Annotated in this window: 15 protein-coding genes; 3 read left to right on the top strand and 12 right to left on the bottom strand. The window is 37.1% G+C overall.

The genetic code is table 11. The features are described from left to right. Positions 1-4: 4 nt before the first annotated feature. A complete protein-coding gene (gene nifJ / locus AC1F2U_RS17250; protein WP_480262208.1) occupies positions 5-3,592 on the bottom strand; it encodes a pyruvate:ferredoxin (flavodoxin) oxidoreductase in 3,588 nt (1,195 codons plus the stop codon). 478 nt (positions 3,593-4,070) lie between these two features. Next, positions 4,071-4,208 carry a hypothetical protein gene (locus AC1F2U_RS17245; protein WP_480262207.1) on the bottom strand — a complete coding sequence of 46 codons (138 nt, stop codon included), beginning with the start codon at positions 4,206-4,208 and terminating at the stop codon, positions 4,071-4,073. Positions 4,209-4,674: 466 nt separating this feature from the next. Between AC1F2U_RS17245 and AC1F2U_RS17240 the strand changes: the two genes are divergently transcribed. Next, a complete protein-coding gene (locus AC1F2U_RS17240; RefSeq protein ID WP_480262206.1) occupies positions 4,675-5,769 on the top strand; it encodes an endo-1,4-beta-xylanase in 1,095 nt (364 codons plus the stop codon). A 256-nt stretch (positions 5,770-6,025) separates the two neighbouring features. Here AC1F2U_RS17240 and AC1F2U_RS17235 read toward each other — a convergent pair whose 3' ends face one another. From AC1F2U_RS17235 to AC1F2U_RS17190, 10 genes are all read right to left on the bottom strand, one after another. After that, on the bottom strand, positions 6,026-6,880 hold the full coding sequence (locus tag AC1F2U_RS17235) for a WecB/TagA/CpsF family glycosyltransferase (RefSeq protein WP_480262205.1): 855 nt from the start codon (positions 6,878-6,880) through the stop codon (positions 6,026-6,028). 145 nt (positions 6,881-7,025) lie between these two features. Continuing rightward, positions 7,026-8,177, bottom strand: a complete 1,152-nt coding sequence (locus AC1F2U_RS17230) for a glycosyltransferase family 4 protein (protein ID WP_480262204.1) — start codon at positions 8,175-8,177, stop codon at positions 7,026-7,028. Positions 8,178-8,285: 108 nt separating this feature from the next. Continuing rightward, a complete protein-coding gene (locus AC1F2U_RS17225; RefSeq protein WP_480262203.1) occupies positions 8,286-9,179 on the bottom strand; it encodes a glycosyltransferase family 2 protein in 894 nt (297 codons plus the stop codon). Positions 9,180-9,313: 134 nt separating this feature from the next. Next, positions 9,314-10,330 (bottom strand): hypothetical protein, encoded by a 1,017-nt coding sequence (locus tag AC1F2U_RS17220; RefSeq protein ID WP_480262202.1) that lies wholly within the window; start codon positions 10,328-10,330, stop codon positions 9,314-9,316. 24 nt (positions 10,331-10,354) lie between these two features. Continuing rightward, a complete protein-coding gene (locus AC1F2U_RS17215; RefSeq protein WP_480262201.1) occupies positions 10,355-11,626 on the bottom strand; it encodes a glycosyltransferase family 4 protein in 1,272 nt (423 codons plus the stop codon). Between the two features lie 48 nt (positions 11,627-11,674). Next, positions 11,675-12,904 (bottom strand): O-antigen ligase family protein, encoded by a 1,230-nt coding sequence (locus AC1F2U_RS17210; protein ID WP_480262199.1) that lies wholly within the window; start codon positions 12,902-12,904, stop codon positions 11,675-11,677. A gap of 18 nt (positions 12,905-12,922) precedes the next feature. Then, the gene (locus AC1F2U_RS17205) at positions 12,923-13,849 is read right to left on the bottom strand and encodes a glycosyltransferase family 2 protein (RefSeq protein WP_480262227.1); all 927 of its coding nucleotides are present in this window, start codon (positions 13,847-13,849) and stop codon (positions 12,923-12,925) included. A gap of 24 nt (positions 13,850-13,873) precedes the next feature. After that, positions 13,874-15,196 carry a flippase gene (locus AC1F2U_RS17200; protein WP_480262198.1) on the bottom strand — a complete coding sequence of 441 codons (1,323 nt, stop codon included), beginning with the start codon at positions 15,194-15,196 and terminating at the stop codon, positions 13,874-13,876. A 96-nt stretch (positions 15,197-15,292) separates the two neighbouring features. Next, positions 15,293-16,270, bottom strand: a complete 978-nt coding sequence (locus AC1F2U_RS17195; protein ID WP_480262197.1) for a glycosyltransferase family 2 protein — start codon at positions 16,268-16,270, stop codon at positions 15,293-15,295. Positions 16,271-16,340: 70 nt separating this feature from the next. Further along, on the bottom strand, positions 16,341-18,548 hold the full coding sequence (locus tag AC1F2U_RS17190; RefSeq protein ID WP_480262196.1) for a GumC family protein: 2,208 nt from the start codon (positions 18,546-18,548) through the stop codon (positions 16,341-16,343). A gap of 1,113 nt (positions 18,549-19,661) precedes the next feature. Here AC1F2U_RS17190 and AC1F2U_RS17185 point away from each other — a divergent pair. Together AC1F2U_RS17185 and AC1F2U_RS17180 are read left to right on the top strand one after the other, a co-directional pair. Then, complete coding sequence (locus AC1F2U_RS17185; protein WP_480262195.1) at positions 19,662-20,045, top strand: hypothetical protein; 384 nt, start codon at positions 19,662-19,664, stop codon at positions 20,043-20,045. Between the two features lie 72 nt (positions 20,046-20,117). Next, positions 20,118-20,546 (top strand): bifunctional diaminohydroxyphosphoribosylaminopyrimidine deaminase/5-amino-6-(5-phosphoribosylamino)uracil reductase RibD, encoded by a 429-nt coding sequence (locus tag AC1F2U_RS17180; RefSeq protein WP_480262194.1) that lies wholly within the window; start codon positions 20,118-20,120, stop codon positions 20,544-20,546. The last annotated feature ends 711 nt before the right edge of the window (positions 20,547-21,257 follow it).

The raw sequence follows: 21,257 nt of genomic DNA, 5'->3' as shown, positions 1-21,257 counted from the left end.
ATGTTCAGAAAGTATCGCGCTTTGCCAAATATTGATACATCTGCCAACGGGCATCTACCTCAGTTTGGGCTTGTTCTAACAAGTGCTTGGCAACGTCAGGTTTACTCTTAGTGAGCATTTTGAAGCGATTTTCTTGATACATCGAATGTTCTACAGATTGCGTAGGCGATCGCATATCTAATTGCAATGGATTTTTACCCTGGTTAAGCAACTCTGGATTATGCCGATACAGCAACCAACGACCTGATTCTACCAAAGTTTTCTGATGATTCATCCCTGTAGTCATGTTGATGCCGTGGGCAATGCAATGGCTGTAAGCAATAATTATTGATGGGCCATCATAAGCTTCTGCTTCTAAAAATGCTTTGAGGGTATGTTCATCTCTAGCACCAAGGGCTACACTCGCTACGTAGACATTTCCGTAGGTCATGGCTATCATCCCTAAGTCTTTTTTTGGTGCTGGCTTACCACTGGCGGCATATTTGGCAACTGCGGCTCTTGGCGTGGCTTTGGAAGATTGACCGCCTGTATTAGAATACACTTCTGTATCCATCACCAAAATGTTGACATTTCGACCACTAGCAATTACATGATCGATACCGCCAAAATCGATATCATAAGCCCAACCATCACCGCCAACAATCCAGACGCTTTTTCTCACCAAGTAGTCTGCAAGAGATTTCAGATTTTGGATTTTGGATTTTAGATGGGGGTCGAAAGTTACAATTTCATCTAACTTCTGCTGCAACAGTTCTATTCTTTCGCGCTGTTCCCAAATGTCAGCCTCAGATTTTTGTTCAGCTTTCAGGATGGAGTAGACAAGGTTTTCATCTATTTCACTCCCCAACTGTTGCAACAATTCCGCCGCAAACTCAGCTTGTTTGTCAAGGGAGAGGCGGAAGCCAAAACCGAATTCGGCGTTATCTTCAAATAGATTATTAGACCACGCGGGGCCGCGTCCTTCGGCGTTGGTTGTCCAAGGAGTGGTAGGAAGATTACCACCATATATTGAAGAACAACCTGTAGCATTGGCGATGACAGCGCGATCGCCAAACAATTGTGTTAATAATTTTAGATAAGGTGTTTCACCACAACCTGCACAAGCACCAGAGAATTCAAATAAAGGTTCTTGCAGTTGTTGTTGGCGAATCTGGTTTAATTTTAGCGATCGCCTGTCAGGATTAGGTAAACTCAAAAAGAAATCCCAGTTTTTTCGCTCTTGCTCTTGCAATGGCAACTGCTGTGCCATGTTAATCGCTTTCAGCGATGGCTCAGATTTATTTTTAGCAGGGCAAATATTTACACAAATAGTACATCCCGTGCAATCTTCTGGGGCAACTTGAATGGTAAATTTTTGATTGGCAAAGTCTTTATCTTTTGCACCAGTTGACTTGAAGGTTGCTGGTGCATTAACTAACTCATCAGGTTGATAAGCTTTGGCACGGATGGCACTGTGGGGACAAACCATGACGCACTTACCACACTGGACGCAGACATCCGGTTCCCACACAGGTATCTCTTCGGCAACGTTACGTTTTTCCCACTTGGCAGTACCTACGGGAAAGGTGCCATCAACAGGTAGTGTGCTAACAGGTAAGTCATCACCTTCCCACACCATGATTTTGCCCAGAACTTCTCGCACAAATTCGGGAGCGGAGTTAAGTGAGGAGTTAGGAGTTAGGAGTGAAGAGTTAGGAATGTGGATTGTTTGGGGGACATCTACTTTATGTAAGTTGTCTAGGGTGTTGTCTACAGCTTGCAAGTTCATGCGGACAACTTCTACACCTTTTTTACCATAAGTCTTGTCAATCGCTTGTTTGATTTTAGCGATCGCTTCTTCTTGCGGCAAGACACCCGCTAAGGCAAAGAAGCATACTTGCATAATGGTGTTAATTCTGCCACCCATGCCACTTTCACGAGCAACCTGGCTAGCATTGATTACGTATAACTTCAAATGCTTGTCGATAATTTGCTGCTGTACCTTCAACGGCAGATATTCCCAAACGGTATCTGCATTGTATGGACTGTTAAGCAGCAAAGTTGCTCCAGGAATAGCAGCCTTTAAAATATCTATGCGTTCCAGAAATCCCCAGTGATGACAACCAATAAAGTTAGCTTGGTCAATTAAATAGGTAGAGCGAATTGGCTCTTTACCGAAGCGTAGGTGAGAGACGGTCATTGAGCCAGATTTCTTGGAGTCAAAGACAAAGTAGCCTTGGGCGTAATTGTCAGTTTCTTCACCAATAATTTTAATGGAGTTTTTGTTAGCACCAACAGTGCCATCAGCACCCAATCCATAGAACATTGCCCTGACAACGTTATCCGATTCTGTAGAGAAACTAGGGTCAAAGCTCAAGGAAGTATGACTAACGTCGTCATTAATCCCAATCGTAAAGTGATTTTTCGGTTTAGCTTGGGCAAGATTGTCAAAGATGCCCTTCACCATCGCCGGGGTAAATTCTTTGGACGAAAGACCGTAACGGCCACCAACAACTTTAGGCAGAGGGGAATCTAATCCTAACTTCTCCCCTGCTCCCCATACTTCATACAAAGCTGTAACTACATCAAGGTAGAGGGGTTCCCCAATGCTACCTGCTTCTTTGGTGCGATCGAGAACTGCGATCGCTTTTACACTAGTTGGTAATACTGCGACAAACCTTTGGACATCAAAGGGGCGGTAAAGCCGCACTTTCACTACACCAAGTTTTTCACCACGGGCGTTCAGGTAATCTACTGTTTCATGGACGGTTTCACAACCTGAACCCATAAGAACAATAACGCGATCGGCATCGTTAGCGCCGTAATATTCATAGATTTTATAATGCCTTCCCGTGCGTTCTCCAAATTCATCTATGATGCGCTGGACAATTGCTGGACAAGCGTTGTAATAAGGGTTAGCACCTTCACGTCCTTGGAAGTAGACATCGGGGTTTTGGGCAGTCCCGCGCAATACGGGACGATCTGGGGTGAGGGCACGGCTACGGTGGGCGAGTATTAGGTTATCGTGGATTAGCGATCGCAAATCATCATCTGAAAGCAATTTGACTTTCTGCACTTCATGTGATGTGCGGAAGCCGTCAAAGAAATGCATAAAGGAGACTCGCGTCTCTAGGGTAGCAGCATGAGCAATGAGAGCAAAATCTTGACTTTCCTGCACCGAAGCGGAACACAGCAGAGCAAAGCCAGTCGCACGAGCTGCCATCACGTCGCTATGGTCGCCAAAAATTGATAAAGCATGAGTAGCCAAGGAACGGGCAGCAACGTGAACCACGGCGCTAGTCAACTCACCAGCAATTTTGTAGAAGTTGGGTATCATCAACAATAATCCCTGAGATGCCGTGAAGGTGGTACTCAGAGAACCTGTTTGCAAAGCCCCATGCACAGCACCAGCCGCTCCCCCTTCGCTTTGCATCTGCACGACACTGGGAATAGTACCCCAAAGGTTGGGACGACCTTCTGCTGACCAAGCATCTGCCCATTCACCCATTGCTGAAGAGGGGGTGATGGGATAAATGGCAATCACTTCATTTAATTTGTAAGCAACACGGGCAACAGCCTCATTCCCGTCGATGGTTGCAAAGGTTTTGTTCATAATATGATTTTTGTCCCCGCCTCTAAGCTGCATTATCAGAACACGTGAATATAAGAATCAGAAATAGCCAGTACTAGAAAGCAAGTGTATTATCTGCATTAAAGATTTAACGGTAGGATTTACTCCACGTTTAAAGAATAGTTTGTTGATACCTTTAGGCTCTTAAATTAACTTTCAATCAATACTGCATCTATTAATATCTCATCCGCAATATTGCATCTATTAATATGTATTAATAATGTACTCAATGACCAAAGTCTTTGTTTTAAAAGACTTTTAGAGAATTTATTCTTTTTTGTGGGGTACAGGTACGGGAATATTACATTGCTAATCGCCGATTTCCATACCATTGACTCAAATCATCTCCAATCGCCTCAATAATCGCGATCGCCTCAGTTATTGATTTGCATCGGCAGCTAAAAGTGCAAACGCTTGCTCAACCCGTTGTTGATAGTCCTGCGGGCGAATAGCGGACTTATTAGCGATTGCGTTGGCGTAGCCCGCCGCAGGCATCTTTTTTCCCCAGAAGAGTGACTGGGGTGGGATTCAAAACATCTAAATAGCTTAAAGGAATAATAGGATACCACTGTTTAGTCCAAGAAAACTGAGTTGTCATAATAAGAGTTAGAAACCTAATTTATAAAACTATAACAGTAAGTTAATTTGGCAATATAACACCTCAAAAATTGGTACTGAATAGCTGGATAAAAGTAGGTCACTGGCGATCGTATTACCATCGGTAGCAACGGAAGTACGATCTAAAAACCTCACAATTTTGCTACTATCCGGTGCTGATTTAGACAGAATTAACTATTTATTATCGAATGAATCTTTATTATTAAGGATAGTATCTTTACCGCTAATATATAGAAGCACAGTTAATTGATGTCAATCAAACATACGTTATAGTTTAACATTTTTATATTGTGTAATGAATGTGTGAATTATCACTAAACTTCAAAAAGTATCAAAATTTATTTTGTAATATAATCTTATGTGTTTTTTATTAACTACAATTTATGCCTTATCGGAGAAATTTTTTAAGAAGAGCAGGATATACAACCCTTTCTGCCTTATTAACTATGGGGTTTTTACAAAAAGATAACCAAAAAGAAAATCAAGGCACGAATGCTATTGCAGGAAATTATACAAGTAAAAATTTAAATTCTCCTCTTCGGCAATTAGCTGCTGCCAAAGGAAAGCGCTATGGCGCAGCAATTTCTAGTGAATTTTTGCAAACAGAGAAAGATTACGCTAACCTGATGGCTCGTGAATGTTCCATTGTGACACCGAACGGTGAATTGAAATGGAACGCTACTGAACCACAGCCAGGACAATTTACCTTTGAATCAGCAGATGCGATCGCTAATTTCTGCCAAAAACATAATATAGACATGCATGGGCATACCCTTTTCTGGCACATGGGAAGACCAGACTGGCTTCCTTATCCCCCTACACTTAAGACGCTCGAACGCCATGTTAAAGGAGTCATGGGGCATTATCGCAATAGTCCCGTTTTAAAGTCTTGGGATATTGCCAATGAAATTATCGCTGATAGTGAAAATGAAACTGATAATGCAACAATCGGTTTGCGTAAAGGGGTAAAACCAGAATTGATTCGAGACTTATTTTTAATTGCCGCTTCAGTTGATAACAGCAAGAAATTTTACCTAAACGATTTCGGCATTGAAGGCGCTACATGGAAATCAGATCGTTTCTTAAAAATGGTCGAATATCTGAAGAATAGTGGCGTTAAAATTGACGGGGCAGGTCTCCAATCACATCTATGGTTTTCTACTGCATATCCTTTTGACGAAAAAGGACTTAATTCGGTCTTAAAACGGCTTAACGATCTTGAAGTGAAACCAATAATTACAGAATTAGATATTATCATTGATACCCCGCTACCCGATAGTATCAAAAGCCTAGACCAAATGGTAGCCGATAGTTACAAGCGATATCTTGACCTGTGCTTTGCAGCTAAAGTCGATACTGTGATTACATGGGGACTTACTGACCGTCATACCTGGATACGTCATCCTCAGTGGATGCCAAGAAAAACCTTTAGAAACAATCCAAGTCTCTGGAAATTTCTGCGTCCGCTTCCCTTCGATGAGAACCTGCAATCTAAACCAGCTCGCAGTGCTATAGCCCAGGCTTTTCAAGAATCAACTTAATACTCCACTCAGGCGTAAATATAGTATTTCCTCAGCGACTGAGGTACACCCAAATCTTGTTTACCAAGCTTAGTAGATTTGAAAATGTACCTCACTATACCGGGAAATTCTATAGTATTTTTAAGTATTATTCTAAGCAAAATAGATAAAAAAATTTTTTGCTATTCACGATTATGAAAGTTGAATAAGACTTACTGACTAGTTAATCATTAAACCTTAGTACAACATTTCATAAATTCGTGACGAATTGAGTAACCTACTGGTAAGGCTTTGAGAAACTCGATAACGCTACGAACTTGTGAAATTTCGTACTTAGAAATACCAGCGGGTTATTTTTTTTTTGTTGAGTTGAGGAGATACTCCAAATTTCTCGTAAAAATAATGTAGCAACAAACCAAGGCTCTAGTAAGTAACGTCTCCAAAGTCTTTTTGGTTCAGACAACAAGCGATACAACCATTCTAATCCCACCTTTCCCATCCAGCGAGGAGGAGTAGGTATTGCTCCTGCTATATAGTCCATACAGGCTCCACTAGTCAAAATAGTATTGGTATGAAGATGTCCAAGATTTTCGTAAATCCAATATTCTTGGCGTGGCATACCCATTCCCACCATTAATATATGAGGTTTGTAAGCATTAATTGCAGCTACAGTGGCGAGATTTTCTTGACTATCTTTATTTATATCAATATAGCCATGAGCGCAAGCAATCTGTAAACCCGGAAATTTATGGCATAAAATATTTGCTGCTTTTTCAGCAACTCCTGGCTTTGAACCTAAATAGAATACACGCCAGCCTTTAGTAGCAGCTTCTGCCATCAGAGGACATACCCAGTCAGCATAGGTTACTCTTTGTTCGCGTTTAATTGGAAAACCCAACAGCTTTCCAATAAATACTAAAGGCATACTATCAATATGGGTATATTCTGCCTTGGAATAAAAAGCTTGCATTTTTAGATCGTTATGGAAGAGATAAAGACTATGTAAGTTGTGATTAGCAATAATCCATTTTTCATCCTGCTCGATAGATTCTTCAATCAATGAATTTAAGTCAAGGATAGACAGTGCATCTACTTGAGCACCAATAATTTTATAAGAAAATCGCTTTTTCATATCTTGTTTTTCTTTTGATAAATATGAGATTTTATCTCAAAATCAAGGTTAGGATTCTAAAATCAATCATCAATATTTCAATATAGAAATACTGATATATTGAAATACCTAAGCTTTTTAGTTAAAAATTATTATCTAAAGATAACTAAAAAGCACTTATTTTCACGAGGATGTCTGCGATATTTTGTGCTTTTGCATTCCATGAATACTTTTCGGTAATTAAAGTATATGCCGTATCTACAAGTGATTGATATTTATCAATATTTGAAACAGCATCTAGTATTGTGTTAGCGACTTCTTCGCTAGAGTATCCTGTTACCAACAGATGTTCCAAGTTGCGAAATTCTTCTAAACCTCGCAAGCCTTCTGGTGTTGATATAACTAATTTTCTACTAGCGAAATAATCTAATGCTTTATTCCGAGCGCCACCTGCTACTGCTTGTTTGGAAAATGGCAACAAAGCAATATCTGCATATTTCAGATGGGCTACAAAATCTTCTCTTTTAGGTAAAAATCCTAAAAAAGAAATGTTAGAGGGTATTGGTTCTGAAATATCACTACTATCTCTACCAATAACAACAAAATGCACTTTTTCTTGATGAATTTCAAGGGATTTGGCGACCTCGATAGCCATTGATACAGACATATCATTAGTTGGAAATTGAAATGTTTTGGGAGCAATAATAACCACTATTTTAGCTGGTCTAAATGCTTGATAGGGGTCTTTATCTGGAAAAACTTCAGTATCGAGTAAGTCTTCAGTCACTCCATTCCCGATAGAATAAATTTGTTGTGGAGTTTTTCCATACCATTGCGAAATTAGTTTAGGAATTGATTCACCTGCTGCAATAATTGGACTACCAGAAAATATTAAAATTCCTTGAGCAATATATGTCTTAATACATTGTGCAAACTCTTTAAAAGGATTGGCAACTGAAAACAAACGCATCCAGTATTCATAAGGCGAAAATGTATGAAAATCTAAGACAAGAGAGGAACTACTCTGTTTTCTAAGCTTTAGTGCAGCTAAAGCAGCCAATCCAGGTAGTGTTTCTTGAGCATACACAATGTCTGGACAAAAATCGTCGACGCACTTTTCTATGGATTGAATATATGACTTCAAGCTTCTCGATCCAATAGAAAGAGAAGGTGCATAATTAACAGATGAACAATCTAAACCTAGCTGAAAGACATCAAAATGTTTAGTAAGATATTGTCCTAAATAAAAAGGTCTAGTAAATGCACCAAATGGCTGACTAGAATCGAGAGTTGAGACAATTAGTAAGCGTTTACCCATAAAATGATTGCTGATTATTATTTTATAATTTGAAATTACATTTGTCAAATTATTAAGATACGTTATAACTTGTCCAAATATCATTTACCAATGACTCTCGTGTAAGTATTAGACTTCTGAGCTAGTTTGATTAATATCCTCAGAAAATGTAGGAGAAGTTGCTAAATCTTTGTAACCAATAATTGCTCTAATATAGGGTAAGAACCAGTACAATATCCAGAATAGACCAGAATGTCTACTACAAAATATAGTCCATGATTTCAATGGAAATGCTTTGATTTGTAGTACTTTTTTCAAGCGTTCTAAGAGATTTAAATTGGTATCTGCCCAACTATTGCGGATAGAGTTTTTAGTGCAAGTACCAATATACCCAGGAGCTACCCATATTTTACAACCCAATTTACGCGCTCTCAGGGCATAATCTAAATCTCCTAAACTATGGACAAAAGCTGTATCAATATTGCCAACTTTGGCGGCAACACTTTTAGAAATTAGCACGCAGTTACCATACATAGCATCGCATTTTTGGATAACGGAGCTTGGTTCTAAAAATTCAAATTTATTAGAATACCAATTTTTAGATTTTACTGCTCCTCCATAGGTTGCTTTTCCTGTAATTGAGTCTTTAGTTGAACCAACTACAATTGAGTCTGGATAACCAAGTTCTGTCAAATCTTGATGAACTTGTAATAGTTTACTCACAGCATTGGCTTCCAAAAATGTGTCATCATTCAACCACAGATAATAATCATATTGATATTTTATTGCCTCACCAAAAGCGAGATGCATTCCTCCCACCCAAAATAAATTGCCATTACCTTGAAGAATTTGTACTTCTGGATATTCTGCTTTAACAGCCTCTGTAGTCCCATCAGAACTCCCATCATCAGTTAAATAAACATCACAATGATTTTTTTGCTGATATAAAGCATTTAGACAGGCAAGAGTTGTATTCCGTCTGTTATGACATGTCATAATTACAGCTAGATTTGCTTTGTTCATTTCATTTGCCTCAGATAATATGTACAAAAATGATTAATTGAAATAATAAGCTTAGATGAAATTCTGAAAAATTATTTTCATAATCTAAATCATCAGTTGTCTACATTTCATATATATATTTTTTTTAGAGCAGTTTAAAACTTAACTTTCTTTTCTATCCAGCCACTAAAATTAATATCTAGATTAAATTTTTTTAATTTTTGCTCAATTCTTCTGACTCCCAATAAATATCTATGCCAAACTGATACACGAGGCATATTAAGTCTGATAACCTCTTCACATAACCATTGATATTTCTCTGAGTTGACATTCAAGTTTTTCGATCTTTTTATTTGTCCATACCAATCGTTATAAAAAAATAAGTTGAAATAATGAATGGATACAATATTGTTCCAATGTTTAATTTGTAGTTCTTTTGATAAACGGTTATGTAAAGGTAATGGATAACTATAGTTAGAGGGAAGATGTTCAACGTTTTCTTCCAAGGCACATAAAGTTACAGACAAAACAGACTGCTCAACAAAATAAATACCCTGGGGAGGAGTAATATCCAAGCGCATTACTTTTTCAAAGTTCTCTTTCCAAGTTGTAAATATACCCGCACTCCTTCTTACAGCAATCAAACCAGAATTCCAATAAGCTCTGATTCTCTTATTCCCAATTGGTGTGTCAACAAATATCTCACGCTTTACTCCCAGTACTTCATATAGTTTTTGCCAATACCATTCTTGAGGGTCTTGCAGACCTGTAGAACCAATTCCTTGACCATACTCAGGACGCATCCGTACATTACAATCTACTGGCAATAAAAATTCTTTTGGTTCAGAAAAAAAGCATTTGTCACTGTCTAAAAAAACCAATATTTCTGCATCGACATTTTGTTCTGCATAGGCACAAACTAAGGGTTTATTGGCTAAATAATATTCATGAAATTCTCGATTTATTGGAATTTGTTGGTGAATCACCTGCAATGCTTCAAACGCTTGTTGGGTTTGCTTTAATATCGGTTCACCTACTCTAGGATGAAAACTATATATAGGTGTATGTTTCAATTTGCCGCAGAACTTACGAATACTTTCTGCAAGCATCAAAGATTGACCTTCTAAACGGCCAGGTTCTGTACAAATTATAAAAGCTATAGGTATTGACATATTATGAAGTATTGATTTACTAAGTTAATTACTCAATGAAGATTTCTTGGCTATCATCAATATTTCCTGAAACAAGGCTGAATAACGACGTGCTTGAAGTTCCAGGGTAAATTCTTGCTCGGCTTTCTCACGAGCATAAAATGACAGTTTTTGCAACCTCTGTTCATTTTCAAGTACCCAGGTGATTCCTTTGGCAAAATCCTCAACTTCATAAGGTTTAGCCAAATAACCGTTCTGCTGATGATTGACAATATCTTTTAAGCCAGTAGAATTAAACGCCACAACTGGAGTACCACAAGCGAATGATTCCGAAGCTGTCTGTCCAAAAGATTCTTGAAGAGATGGTACAAGCATTACATCAGCAGCTGAGTAAACAGTTGCTAAAGATATAGCATCATGTAAGTGTCCTAAATAGTGGGTTTTGAAGCCTAAATCAGGTGGATTTTCGGGTTGAGATGCTCCAAAAATCACAACTTCCAAGTCATCCTTCCAGCCAGATTTACTCAATTCTTGTAAAGCTGGTTGTAACAAATGAAATCCTTTATTTCTATCGCTTGTTGCTTCTATCGCTCCAAAGAGTATCAGTTTTTTATCTTGAGGTAAATTGAGTGCTTCTCGTGCAAAATGTTGATTAATCGGTCGATATTTTTGAGTATCTAATCCGTGGGGAATTACCTCAATTCGCAAATTCTGGAATAAAGAGCTAGAACGAGCGCACTCTGCTAGCCAAGAACTTGGTGAAACCAGAGTTAAATTTAAATTTTTCCAAGCTTTTACTTTGCGCTGCCATACCCAACGGGATAAATCCCATTCATTACCACTGTTGAGTTGAGGACAAGCCCCGCAGGATATTTTGTAGCGATCGCATTCTCCAGTAACGTGACATCCTCCAGTAAACCCCCACATATCATGGAGAGTCCAAACTAGAGGGCGCTTCAGTTTAGCAAAGGTTTCTATTTGCATAAAACCTCCGCTAATCCAATGCAGATTGATTATATCTGGATTAATCTGAGCAACTTTAGGAATAACTCTATCTGGCAACCATTGAGTAAAAAATGGGGTATTTTTCTTTTGACGATAAAGCTTAAATGGCAAACTTTCAACTGTCAGCTTTGCCTTAGCGATGCCTTGAAACAGTCTAATTTTAGGTGCAATTACTGTTTTATCATTACTATATTTTTCATGAACTAACATTTTTGACTGTAGTCCTATATTCTGTAAACCTGTGTGTAAACGATATGCAGCCCTGGCTGCACCGCCACTAATATCATGGGTACTAATATGTAAAATTTTCATTTTTATTAACTTAATAATCACTAAAACTCTTTCTGATTGCCACAAAAACTAATTGACTAAAATCTTTTTATGATTTCGTTGATATTCAACAGTCAATGATAATGACGTGGTGATATACATTAACCAATTCCAGCTAGGAGTTAATAATCTGGCTTCTGAAAAATTCACTATGACAATGATAATTAGCATCTGCATTGGCCAATAATCTTCCGGTTTTTTAGCCACAGAAATAACTCGATTCAGTGCCATTACAAAAAACCGGACAAACCCTGCTGCAAAAGTCAAAAAACCTAAGAATCCTAATTCTAACAATATTTCTAAAAAACCATTGTGAGCATTACTTGCCCAATCATAAGTAGCTCTTAATTTAGATGCAGCATTACTAGTCCAAAACCCCGAAAATCCATAACCTAGCCAAGGTCTTTCCAAAATTTTAGAAATTACTAGCTCCCAGAGGTCAGATCGTCCATTGAAGGTAAGGTCTTTACCAGAAGTCCCAACTACAGTTTCGGCATTGCTGAGAAGTAATATTGAACAAATTATTAATAACATCAAAGTTGAAGTAATCATAATAACTTGTAATTTATAATTAGTTTTCTTCAACGATCTGTAGAAAGGTAAAAGTAATATCATTGTCAATAAGATCGTTAAAGATGTTGTTGAACGTGAGAGGATAATTAGACATACAGATATCCCACATAGTGCCCACATCAACCAGCGATATCGATGACCACTAAGAGCAATGTGTAAAAAAACTCCTGCACTCCAAGCCATCATGTAACCTAATTCATTTTTATGACCATAAATTCCACTCCACATACCTAGTAATTCAGATGATTCGTGAATATAACCTGGTAAGAATGCAGAAAATAGCATAGATAATGATGCAGCTACACCAAGTGCCCAAGCTATCAATCTCATTTGTTCCCTAAGGGAATAACGCATTGCTAAATAGATTGCAAGAAAATATATACGGATTAGACCTCTTAAATAAGTAAGACTAGAACTTAGGTCTTCTGACCATAAAAGAGAAAATATAACTATTGCTAGTAGCAAAAACTGTAATGGACTTCTGGTAATTACATAAAGAAAACCTTTCCAGTATAAAATTATGAAATAAAATAGGATTAAATATGAAACTATATTGAACAAAGTATCTAGCTTATCGCCTCCAAGCGTAGACATGGAAACTTCTTGTGCAGGGTGTATTGTTAATGCACCGACAGCAATCAGTAATAGCAAGATAGTTAATATTTTTTCTGTTAATTTTACTTTCATTTAGAATATTTAATTAATTTATTTGTTTATCGTTGAATAATTCAATCTTTTCTTCACTTCCTCTTTAAAAATATTCAATGCACTTGCTTTATAGACTGTTTTTTGTGTAAAATTATCTGCTTCTACATTCCTGACAATAAATGGTGGATGCTTTAAGGGGAATTTCATTGCCTGCATAGACATATTGATGAAGGAAAATCCTTGATTTGAAGTGAAATGAGTTGCGTCTGCACCAACACCAACATTAGAGATTAAATTGACATTGGGAATAATACTTAAGCTTCCCTGCATCCAACAAGCAAATGTCCATTGGTAATCCCAGGTTATACCTGTAGGATTGTCATAAATAGACTGAAATATTCGTTGCCAAGAATTTACTGCTTTTTGGTCTATAAGAATGTCATGTAAAAGGTTTTCTGCTTGCACCTCTTTCCAGAGTTTGATAGTCAAATCATAATGTTGCCAAGCACGTCTCCAACTTGCCCAACCCCAGCAATGGTTATAGCGAGAAAAATAGTAACTGTAATTTGTACGTTTTCGTCCAAGTTGAAGATTTTGAGCAGAAATTGTGGCGATTCTGGTATCATTTCTATATTTTTCTAGCAGTTCTTCGCTAAAGCTGAAAAAAGTTGAGTGAGGAATACAATCATCTTCTAAAATAATTGTCTCTTCAACATTATTAAAGACCCAATCTAAACCACTTGATACCCGTTTTGCACAACCTAAGTTGATATCAGAATAATTCTTTATTACTTCACAGTCCCAATCAACTCTCTCAATAATTGCCCTAGTCGCTTCACATTTTTCTGCCTCACCTTCGCGGTCAGTGCGGGGCCCATCTGCAATTACAAAAAGTTTTGTTGGCTTTACTTGGCGAATAGCTTCAAAAACTTTTTCTGTTATTTGGGGGCGTTTAAAAATAATAAGAGTTACTGGTGTTTGTATCATATAAAAGTTAAATAATAACGATCAGTATTTGTAAAAATGAATAAGCGATCGCACCTGAATCTTAAAGAGCTTTTGTGTTCTTGAATCAAATGCGTTGCATATAAAAGCAGCAGCAGCTTGAGATATTATTGTTGCGATCGCAGCCCCAAGTCCTGCATATTTAGGAATAAGTAATAAATTGAGAATAATGTTTAGTATCGCTCCAAATAAAGTCTTACCTAAAGAAACATGGTTCAAACCTTCAGCAATAAACCAAGGTGATGTTGCAAGACCCATAAATACAAACAAAGAAGTCCAAATATGAACTGCTAATATTGGCCCTGCTTCTGCATATCCACTTCCAAACATCACCATAATTATCTTGTCAGATAAAAAGGACATAGGAAGAGCAATTGCTAAAGATATACATGTCATAAGACTGAGTAATTGTCCTATTCGCTGATAGTAAAGACTTTCTGATTTTTCCTTGGCGGCATAAATTGCTGGAGCAACAGAAGAAACAATAGCCCCCGGAATAAAATACCAAATTTCAGAAACACGTACAGCCGCAGAATAAATACCAACCTCACTATCTCCGATCATTTGACCTAACATCACCTGATCTATTCTCATAAAAATCATGATGGCGAACCCCGAAAAAATTAGAGGTAAACTCTCTTTCAAAAGAGTTTTAGCAGTTGCAACACTCCAACGCCATAACCACAATGAAGAACCTTTGACTTGGTAAACAATCAGTAAGCCAATTGCACTCATTGCAAATTCTGCTAATGTTACCAAAGCAAAAGCTAGCAACGGTGCTTTTGTTAAAATCAGTGCGATTTTGATGAGAGTATTTAGCAGAAATGCCGTATTTTTAGCGATTACAGTATATTTTGACTGCACCTGTGATTGAAACCACAGTTCAATAGTATCAGATGCCCTAAAAACTCCTGCTATTCCTAAAATTGCAACTAGCCATATCTTTAGTGTTTCATGCTCACCTAAGAAAAACATCGTGCTAACTGCCAATAAAACAGAAGCAATTCCACCCAAAAACTTTAGCCAAAAAGTAGTTCCTAAAATTTCCTCTTTGTTTGATGATTGACGCACAAGATGGCGAACTACTACGTCGTCTAGTCCGAGAGTAAAAATTGGGCTAAATAAGGCAACAAAAGCTAAAGTATAGTTAAATAGACCATACTGTTTTACTCCTAAATAACGTGCTACCCATACTCCTACAACCAAGCTTGCACCCATACGTAGAATGCGGTCAGCAAATAACCAACCTGTATTAGCAATAATTGCACGCAGACCAGAACGAGATTTAAATTTCGATAAGTTTTTGATTTTTAATTTACTTAACATTATTTTTATGAACGAATCATCTAAAATTATTTGTACTTATCAATCTCGCTAGTGCAATATTTTCAGTTTTTCCAAAGACAAAATGAAGTGTATTTTTCAGTATTTTATATTATTGAGCCTTGACAATATTTTGAATTTACCACTAATCAAAATTTTCAAAAAGTAGCTAATTATTAAAAGAATTCCCTTGATTTTCCAATACAAACTATGCTCAAATACGAATATTATTTTCAAATAAGTAATAAAATCTTGATATTTTGGGCATGGTATTGTTTGTAACTCATTGATAGATGTGAAAGCTAATAATAATGGGGAACTAAAATTGTTTTTTTGCAAAATGTAATTAAACAGAGAATTACGCTTCCAGAATCTTTTGTATTCATAGTTTTTGTCTACATCTAAAAAGTTCTTATTATGATATTGATTATTATCATGTATTCTATACCTTACTAAAGGTTTAGACATATAAAACTTTTTAGCCCCAACCAAAGAAGCTCCCCATACCAAACAGTCATCAGCCCTTACACGCCAATCTTCTATATTTTGAATAGGTAAAATTTTTCTAACTATTTCTTTACGTATAGATAATGTTGAAGTTATGGAACCAATCCATTCACCATTATATAAAGTTCTAATTACTGAATAACCCAAATCTAAATCAACTGTATCGTCTTGAAATATGCCTTGTACTGCTCCAAATTTTTTATACGCACAAAAGACAAAATCACATTCACTGCGTCTATTGTAAAAATTTAGGGCGTTTTCTAAATACTGAGGTTCATAAATATCATCGGCATCTAAAAAAAATAGAATGTCACCAGTAGCAGCTAAAAAACCTTCATTAAAAGATGATAGTTGTCCTTGATTTTGTTCTTTAAAGATAGACTTAACATTAGCTAATTGAGTAAATTTATTGATAATTTCCACAGACTTATCTGTAGATGCATCATCAACAATGATAATTTCATCAAATTTAACTGTCTGATTTAAAGCGCTATCAATTGCCTCCGAGAGAAATTCAGCATAATTGTAACTATTAATTAAACAAGAAGTTTTGATTTTAGTTTTTTCCATTATTCCTACACTCACAAAATTGGGTTTAGACGGTTGTAGCGATCGTAGCTTTCACAATTTCTAAGAAAACTTAACGCTCTTTGCGAAATTTAGTTAAACTGCTAGAAAATACCAAATCATGTTCAATTTGTCGTTTTTTAGTGTCATAAAAATAATTATTAGATTCATTTTTAGTATTCACACCATTAATGACTATCCCTAATACCTTCTGACCTGACTGAGTTAAAAACTCTTTAGCTGCATTTGCACTGTTCAAGTCAACCACTCCAGGACGAACAACTAATAAGATACCGTCAGTCAAAGTACTTAAAACAGCAGCATCTGCTATTCCTGACAATGGAGGAGTATCAAAAATCACAAGGTCGTAATCTCTCCCAAAGTTACTAATTAATGTTGCCATACGTTGAGAATCTAGCATTGCAACTGGATTGGGAGGCAAAACTCCAGAAGTAAGAACTTCCAGATTAGGCATGACTTCCTGAACTACTGTATCTAAAGAAGCTTGATTAATTATTACATTACTTAGTCCCATTGTATTTGTTAGCCCCCAGATATGATGCTGTATGGGATGACGCATATCTGCATCCACCAACAACACCCTACGCCCCGCCTGAGCCATAGTCACAGCTAAATTTGCAGATACGTCAGACTTTCCTTCTTTGGCAACGGAACTTGTAATTACAATGCTTTTGAGCGGTTTATCAGAACAGAGGAACTTCAAGTTTACTTGTAGTATTTGATATGCATTACCAACAGGGAAGTAAGGAATATCTCTGCCAATAATTTTGGGAATAGCTCTATCCAGTCCTGGTATAGAAGAATGATCTTTAGCATTTCTACCTTGTGTAGGAATTACTCCCAAAACACTGTATCTCAAGACTTCTTTGGCTTCTTTGACAGTCTTCACCGAGCGGTCTATCAAGTCTAAAGTAAAGGCGACAATGATACCTAAGAAAAAACCAACTCCTGCTCCACCAACAATAAACAGCATTTTCCGAGGTCCTTCTGCTTTATCAGGGATTAAAGCATAGGAAATGACACGAGCATTTGGAATTTTTTGGTTCTGTGCAATATCAATCTCTTGACGTTTCTTTAAGAGTGTTTCGTAAGTCGTTTGAGCTGCTTGCAGTTTCCGTTCTAGCTCTCGTTGACTTTGTTCTAGCCTTGGCAAATTATTTGCTCGTTTGATATAGGCATTTTGCTGTTGTTTGAGTGTGGCAATTTGTCTCTCTAGACCAACCCGTTCTGCCTGGGCACGAGTAATATCTGCAATTAGGCTTTGCCGCAGTTGTCCAACCTGTAAACTTCCCTGTGTTATCTGCGCTCCACCAGCTACTTGTCCTGTTCGCTCTTTTAGCAAGTTCTTAAGAGCTAAGACTTTTTCTTCTAAGTTAGTAATTGTAGGGTGTTCAGGTGAAAAACGGGTACGCTCTATTGCTAGTTTGCTTTCTGTTTCTTGGAGTTCAGCAAGCACTTTCTGAACTCCAGGTGCTTGACTCAATTCAGATTCGATTACACCTTGCCGTGAATCTACCTGAGCTTCACTGCTTAACTGTTCTAGACGACCCTTCACATCATCTAGTTGAGCCAAAGCTTGAGAAATTTGATTTCCTAACTTAGAAATGGTATCGACTGCTGCGGCTGCTTCTTGTTCTAGAACAACAACTTTATTTGTTTCTTTAAATAGCCGCAGTTTTGATTCGGCTCTTCTGACAACTTCCTCAGCTTTAGGTACTTCCGTTACAAGAACCTGTTTGGCTGTCCGCGCTTCATTCTGATTAGCCTTGATATTTAGATCGATATAACTGTCAATAACTTCATTAACAATTTTGGCAGCTAGTTCTGGATCGCCACCTTTATAAGAAAGTTGTACAACATCAGTGCCTTTAATTCCTTCTATTTTTAGTTGTTTTGCCAAATCGGGAATCGAGAGCAGTTTGCCTTGACTATCTTTAAGGTTGAGGGAATTAATCGTTTTCTCAATTACTGGATTCGAGCCAATAACTCTCACCTGAGTTTCCAGGGGATTGTCGTTCACATTCAAAGCTTCTAGGCGTCCTATGTCATCCGGTAAGCCTGTCAGTGAGGAAGAGCGATTTGTTTTAATCATCAAACTTCCTTCTGCCTTGTATGAAGGTTTTAGTGAAAATGCATACAAGCATCCAAGGCTAACAGATATGGCGAAAATTCCAACTAGAGGTAGCCAACGCCGCTGAATAACTTCTAAGTATTTCTGAATATTTACTTCTTCAAAATTTGGTAAAGATTCCATCGTCATAATATATGTAAACTTTTATAAAAAGACTATTTACTTACAGCAAATTGTTCTCAAAATTTTGACTACAGTGCTAATGAAGTCTACTTTGCGATATTAATATTTGCGTTTATTTTTAGCTATATCTTGCTGTTGAGGTTCTTCAATATCTGAAGTTAACTAGTAGTTTTGCAAGTCGGGATTTGAACTTAGATTGATATTCTGATGAGAGCAAAAACAGGATAAATCACAATTTTATGCCTGATTTAGTCGCTTTCCATTTTAGGGGCTTAATTTTGGTTAATTTCGTTTTGTGTTACTACTAATGCAAGTATTGATTAGTAAGCTAACAATCACTATCATATTATGTAAGAACACTGATTTTTATAACTTTACAAAAAATTTATACAATATACTAATATATTCACTCTCGGTTTGCTGATTTGAAAAGACAAGAGGAGTTAATTCGTTCAAAGTAAGGAATAGAACAATTGTGCCAGTCTATAAGCAATGTAAGCATTTTAGAGATAAGCCTTGGACAGTGAAAACAGATACCTATAAAGACTGGATGAATCTTTACATAAGCTAGTTCAAAACTTTAATTAACAATTAATTTTTGCTCTAAATAATAGTCAATTTTGGGAATAATATGGGACTGCCAATCATAAAATTGCATTATTTTAGTCTTGAACCCATAAGGACTCGCAATCAGTTTAATTTGCCTTTATATAGAAATACATTAAGTTTTGTAATATTAATGTAATATATAGTAATATGCATGAAATATAGACGGCTAGTAAGTAAATTGGCTCCAGCTTAAAATTAATGTAGCCTAGCAAACGAGTATCAAATAACAGCGTGGTTAGAGCAAGAAATTAGTCTACATCAGACTACTACAAAACAGCGGAAATCCAGCTACTAGCTCAATTAAGCAGACAAATAGCTCAAGCAACTTGTTCAACGTAGGCAAACTTCCGTGATATTTTACTAGATTTCACTATATTTTTAATGAAGTTTCCCTATATTTATTATTACCTGTGTTAATCTAAGGTACTCAAGCTAGGCTGCTATTTCTTGGTTTTTGTATCTAGACAATTGTAATTATTAAACTGACATTAAATGTTGAGAGATTGAATTATGAAATCTTCTTCTATTCTCTTAGCCGTTGTGATTAGCGCACTCACTCTCAGCCAGAGTGCCTATGCTAATCAAGAGAATGTTCCCATAACAACAGGCGATCGCGATCGGGCTGGAGTTTTATTGACAGAACCAGCTACGATTAACGCTACATGGAGTAATTTTATCGGGCAGACTAATAATCCAAAACAAACTGCTGAATCAATTTCGCTAGTGCAGCAGCAAGGATGTCAAAAAATTAACCCACTTGAGTACATCAATAACCCAAGCGCTTTTTTTAAGCAATGTCAGGAGCCAACCAAGGCTCAAAGTACTGAACCAATTGAGTATCTCAAGGTTCCGAAACTGGATTCTGGTATTAGTGTGACAGTTACTAAATTTTGATATAAGAACTTTTTTAACAAAAAATAGCTAATTCTTGGTAGTGTGATTTATCTAGATAATTTACGCTCAAATATGGATGAAATATTTATGCTGGCTGCTTTAACTCAAAGCAGAAAAGCTTTGCCGGAATGTTTGCCGAACCCACCAGTAGGCTGTGCGATCGTAGATGGCCAGGAGATCGTAGCTCAAGGATACACGCAAGCACCAGGAAAACACCATGCTGAAGCTGACGCACTTAAACAGATTCAAGGCAAAGCTTTCAACGAGTTGAAAATGTATGTAACTCTTGAACCTTGTTCTTTTCATGGACGCACACCTGCATGTGCTTTAGCGATCGCTAAAGATTGTCGGATAGATGAAATATATGTATCTATACTCGATCCAGACCCCCGCAATAATGGTCAAGGATTAGACATTCTTAAAAAAGCAGGAAAAATAGTTAATGTCGGGTTATGCGCCAATGAGGTAAATGCTTTTCTTAACCAATATCTACTAAAGTGATGGTTGAAGAATTAGATTAAAACTTCAATATAGTATCATTTTCCCAAAAATCTTTGCAATAAGCCAGCCATCTATCTAAACTTATAACTATGGTTTTATGTCAACTAAAAATTGAAACTAGTAAGCCATAAAGCTGTGAGATGTTCCTTCATTAGGAGTTTTAGACTATTTCCGACTTCTCCAAAAAGTGGGAATGTTGTTCTTCAAGCTATACTGCACAACAATCAACTAGACACCCTTACACAAAAATCTTTTCGCTTAAAGAGGATATTAGTTAGGGCGATCGCGGGTGTTGCTGTCTTGCCAAGTATCATCCTTGATGTTAGTGTTACCACTGTTAGTACTTTTAGTCCATAAAATTTCTCTAGGAGTAATCAAGTTGATTATACCGCATCCAGTGCAGATGTCTGCGTTAAATTATGACACAAGTGCAATTGTCACAGATATCTGCGTCTTCTCGATCGTCCTAAATCCCAGGAAAGAGATATGAGTAAGAATGAATGTACAGATGTAGCAGTGCTACGTCTGTGAAGTGTTCTGGATACCGCATAATTAATTTCACCAGATGCCTCATTACTAAAGTATTTGACCAAATTCTTAAAGAAAGCGGTTATTAAAGAGGGGAAGCAGGAGAAGTTCTTTCTTTCATGTTTAACGAGCGCCAACTATGTACCTGGCTTGATATGCTTAAGATTGTATTACAAAAAAATC

It is taken from the genome of Nostoc sp. LEGE 12454, assembly GCF_056620565.1.
Note: the sequence above shows the minus strand (reverse complement) of the source record. Positions and strands in the feature narration are given on the sequence as shown.

Excerpts from the sequence above, each read along its gene's own strand:
- nifJ (WP_480262208.1), bottom strand. The coding sequence starts at position 3,592 with ATGAACAAAACCTTTGCAACCATCGACGGGAATGAGGCTGTTGCCCGT.
- AC1F2U_RS17245 (WP_480262207.1), bottom strand. The coding sequence starts at position 4,208 with ATGACAACTCAGTTTTCTTGGACTAAACAGTGGTATCCTATTATTCCT.
- AC1F2U_RS17240 (WP_480262206.1), top strand. The coding sequence starts at position 4,675 with ATGGGGTTTTTACAAAAAGATAACCAAAAAGAAAATCAAGGCACGAAT.
- AC1F2U_RS17235 (WP_480262205.1), bottom strand. The coding sequence starts at position 6,880 with ATGAAAAAGCGATTTTCTTATAAAATTATTGGTGCTCAAGTAGATGCA.
- AC1F2U_RS17230 (WP_480262204.1), bottom strand. The coding sequence starts at position 8,177 with ATGGGTAAACGCTTACTAATTGTCTCAACTCTCGATTCTAGTCAGCCA.
- AC1F2U_RS17225 (WP_480262203.1), bottom strand. The coding sequence starts at position 9,179 with ATGAACAAAGCAAATCTAGCTGTAATTATGACATGTCATAACAGACGG.
- AC1F2U_RS17220 (WP_480262202.1), bottom strand. The coding sequence starts at position 10,330 with ATGTCAATACCTATAGCTTTTATAATTTGTACAGAACCTGGCCGTTTA.
- AC1F2U_RS17215 (WP_480262201.1), bottom strand. The coding sequence starts at position 11,626 with ATGAAAATTTTACATATTAGTACCCATGATATTAGTGGCGGTGCAGCC.
- AC1F2U_RS17210 (WP_480262199.1), bottom strand. The coding sequence starts at position 12,904 with ATGAAAGTAAAATTAACAGAAAAAATATTAACTATCTTGCTATTACTG.
- AC1F2U_RS17200 (WP_480262198.1), bottom strand. The coding sequence starts at position 15,196 with ATGTTAAGTAAATTAAAAATCAAAAACTTATCGAAATTTAAATCTCGT.
- AC1F2U_RS17195 (WP_480262197.1), bottom strand. The coding sequence starts at position 16,270 with ATGGAAAAAACTAAAATCAAAACTTCTTGTTTAATTAATAGTTACAAT.
- AC1F2U_RS17190 (WP_480262196.1), bottom strand. The coding sequence starts at position 18,548 with ATGACGATGGAATCTTTACCAAATTTTGAAGAAGTAAATATTCAGAAA.
- AC1F2U_RS17185 (WP_480262195.1), top strand. The coding sequence starts at position 19,662 with ATGAAATCTTCTTCTATTCTCTTAGCCGTTGTGATTAGCGCACTCACT.
- AC1F2U_RS17180 (WP_480262194.1), top strand. The coding sequence starts at position 20,118 with ATGGATGAAATATTTATGCTGGCTGCTTTAACTCAAAGCAGAAAAGCT.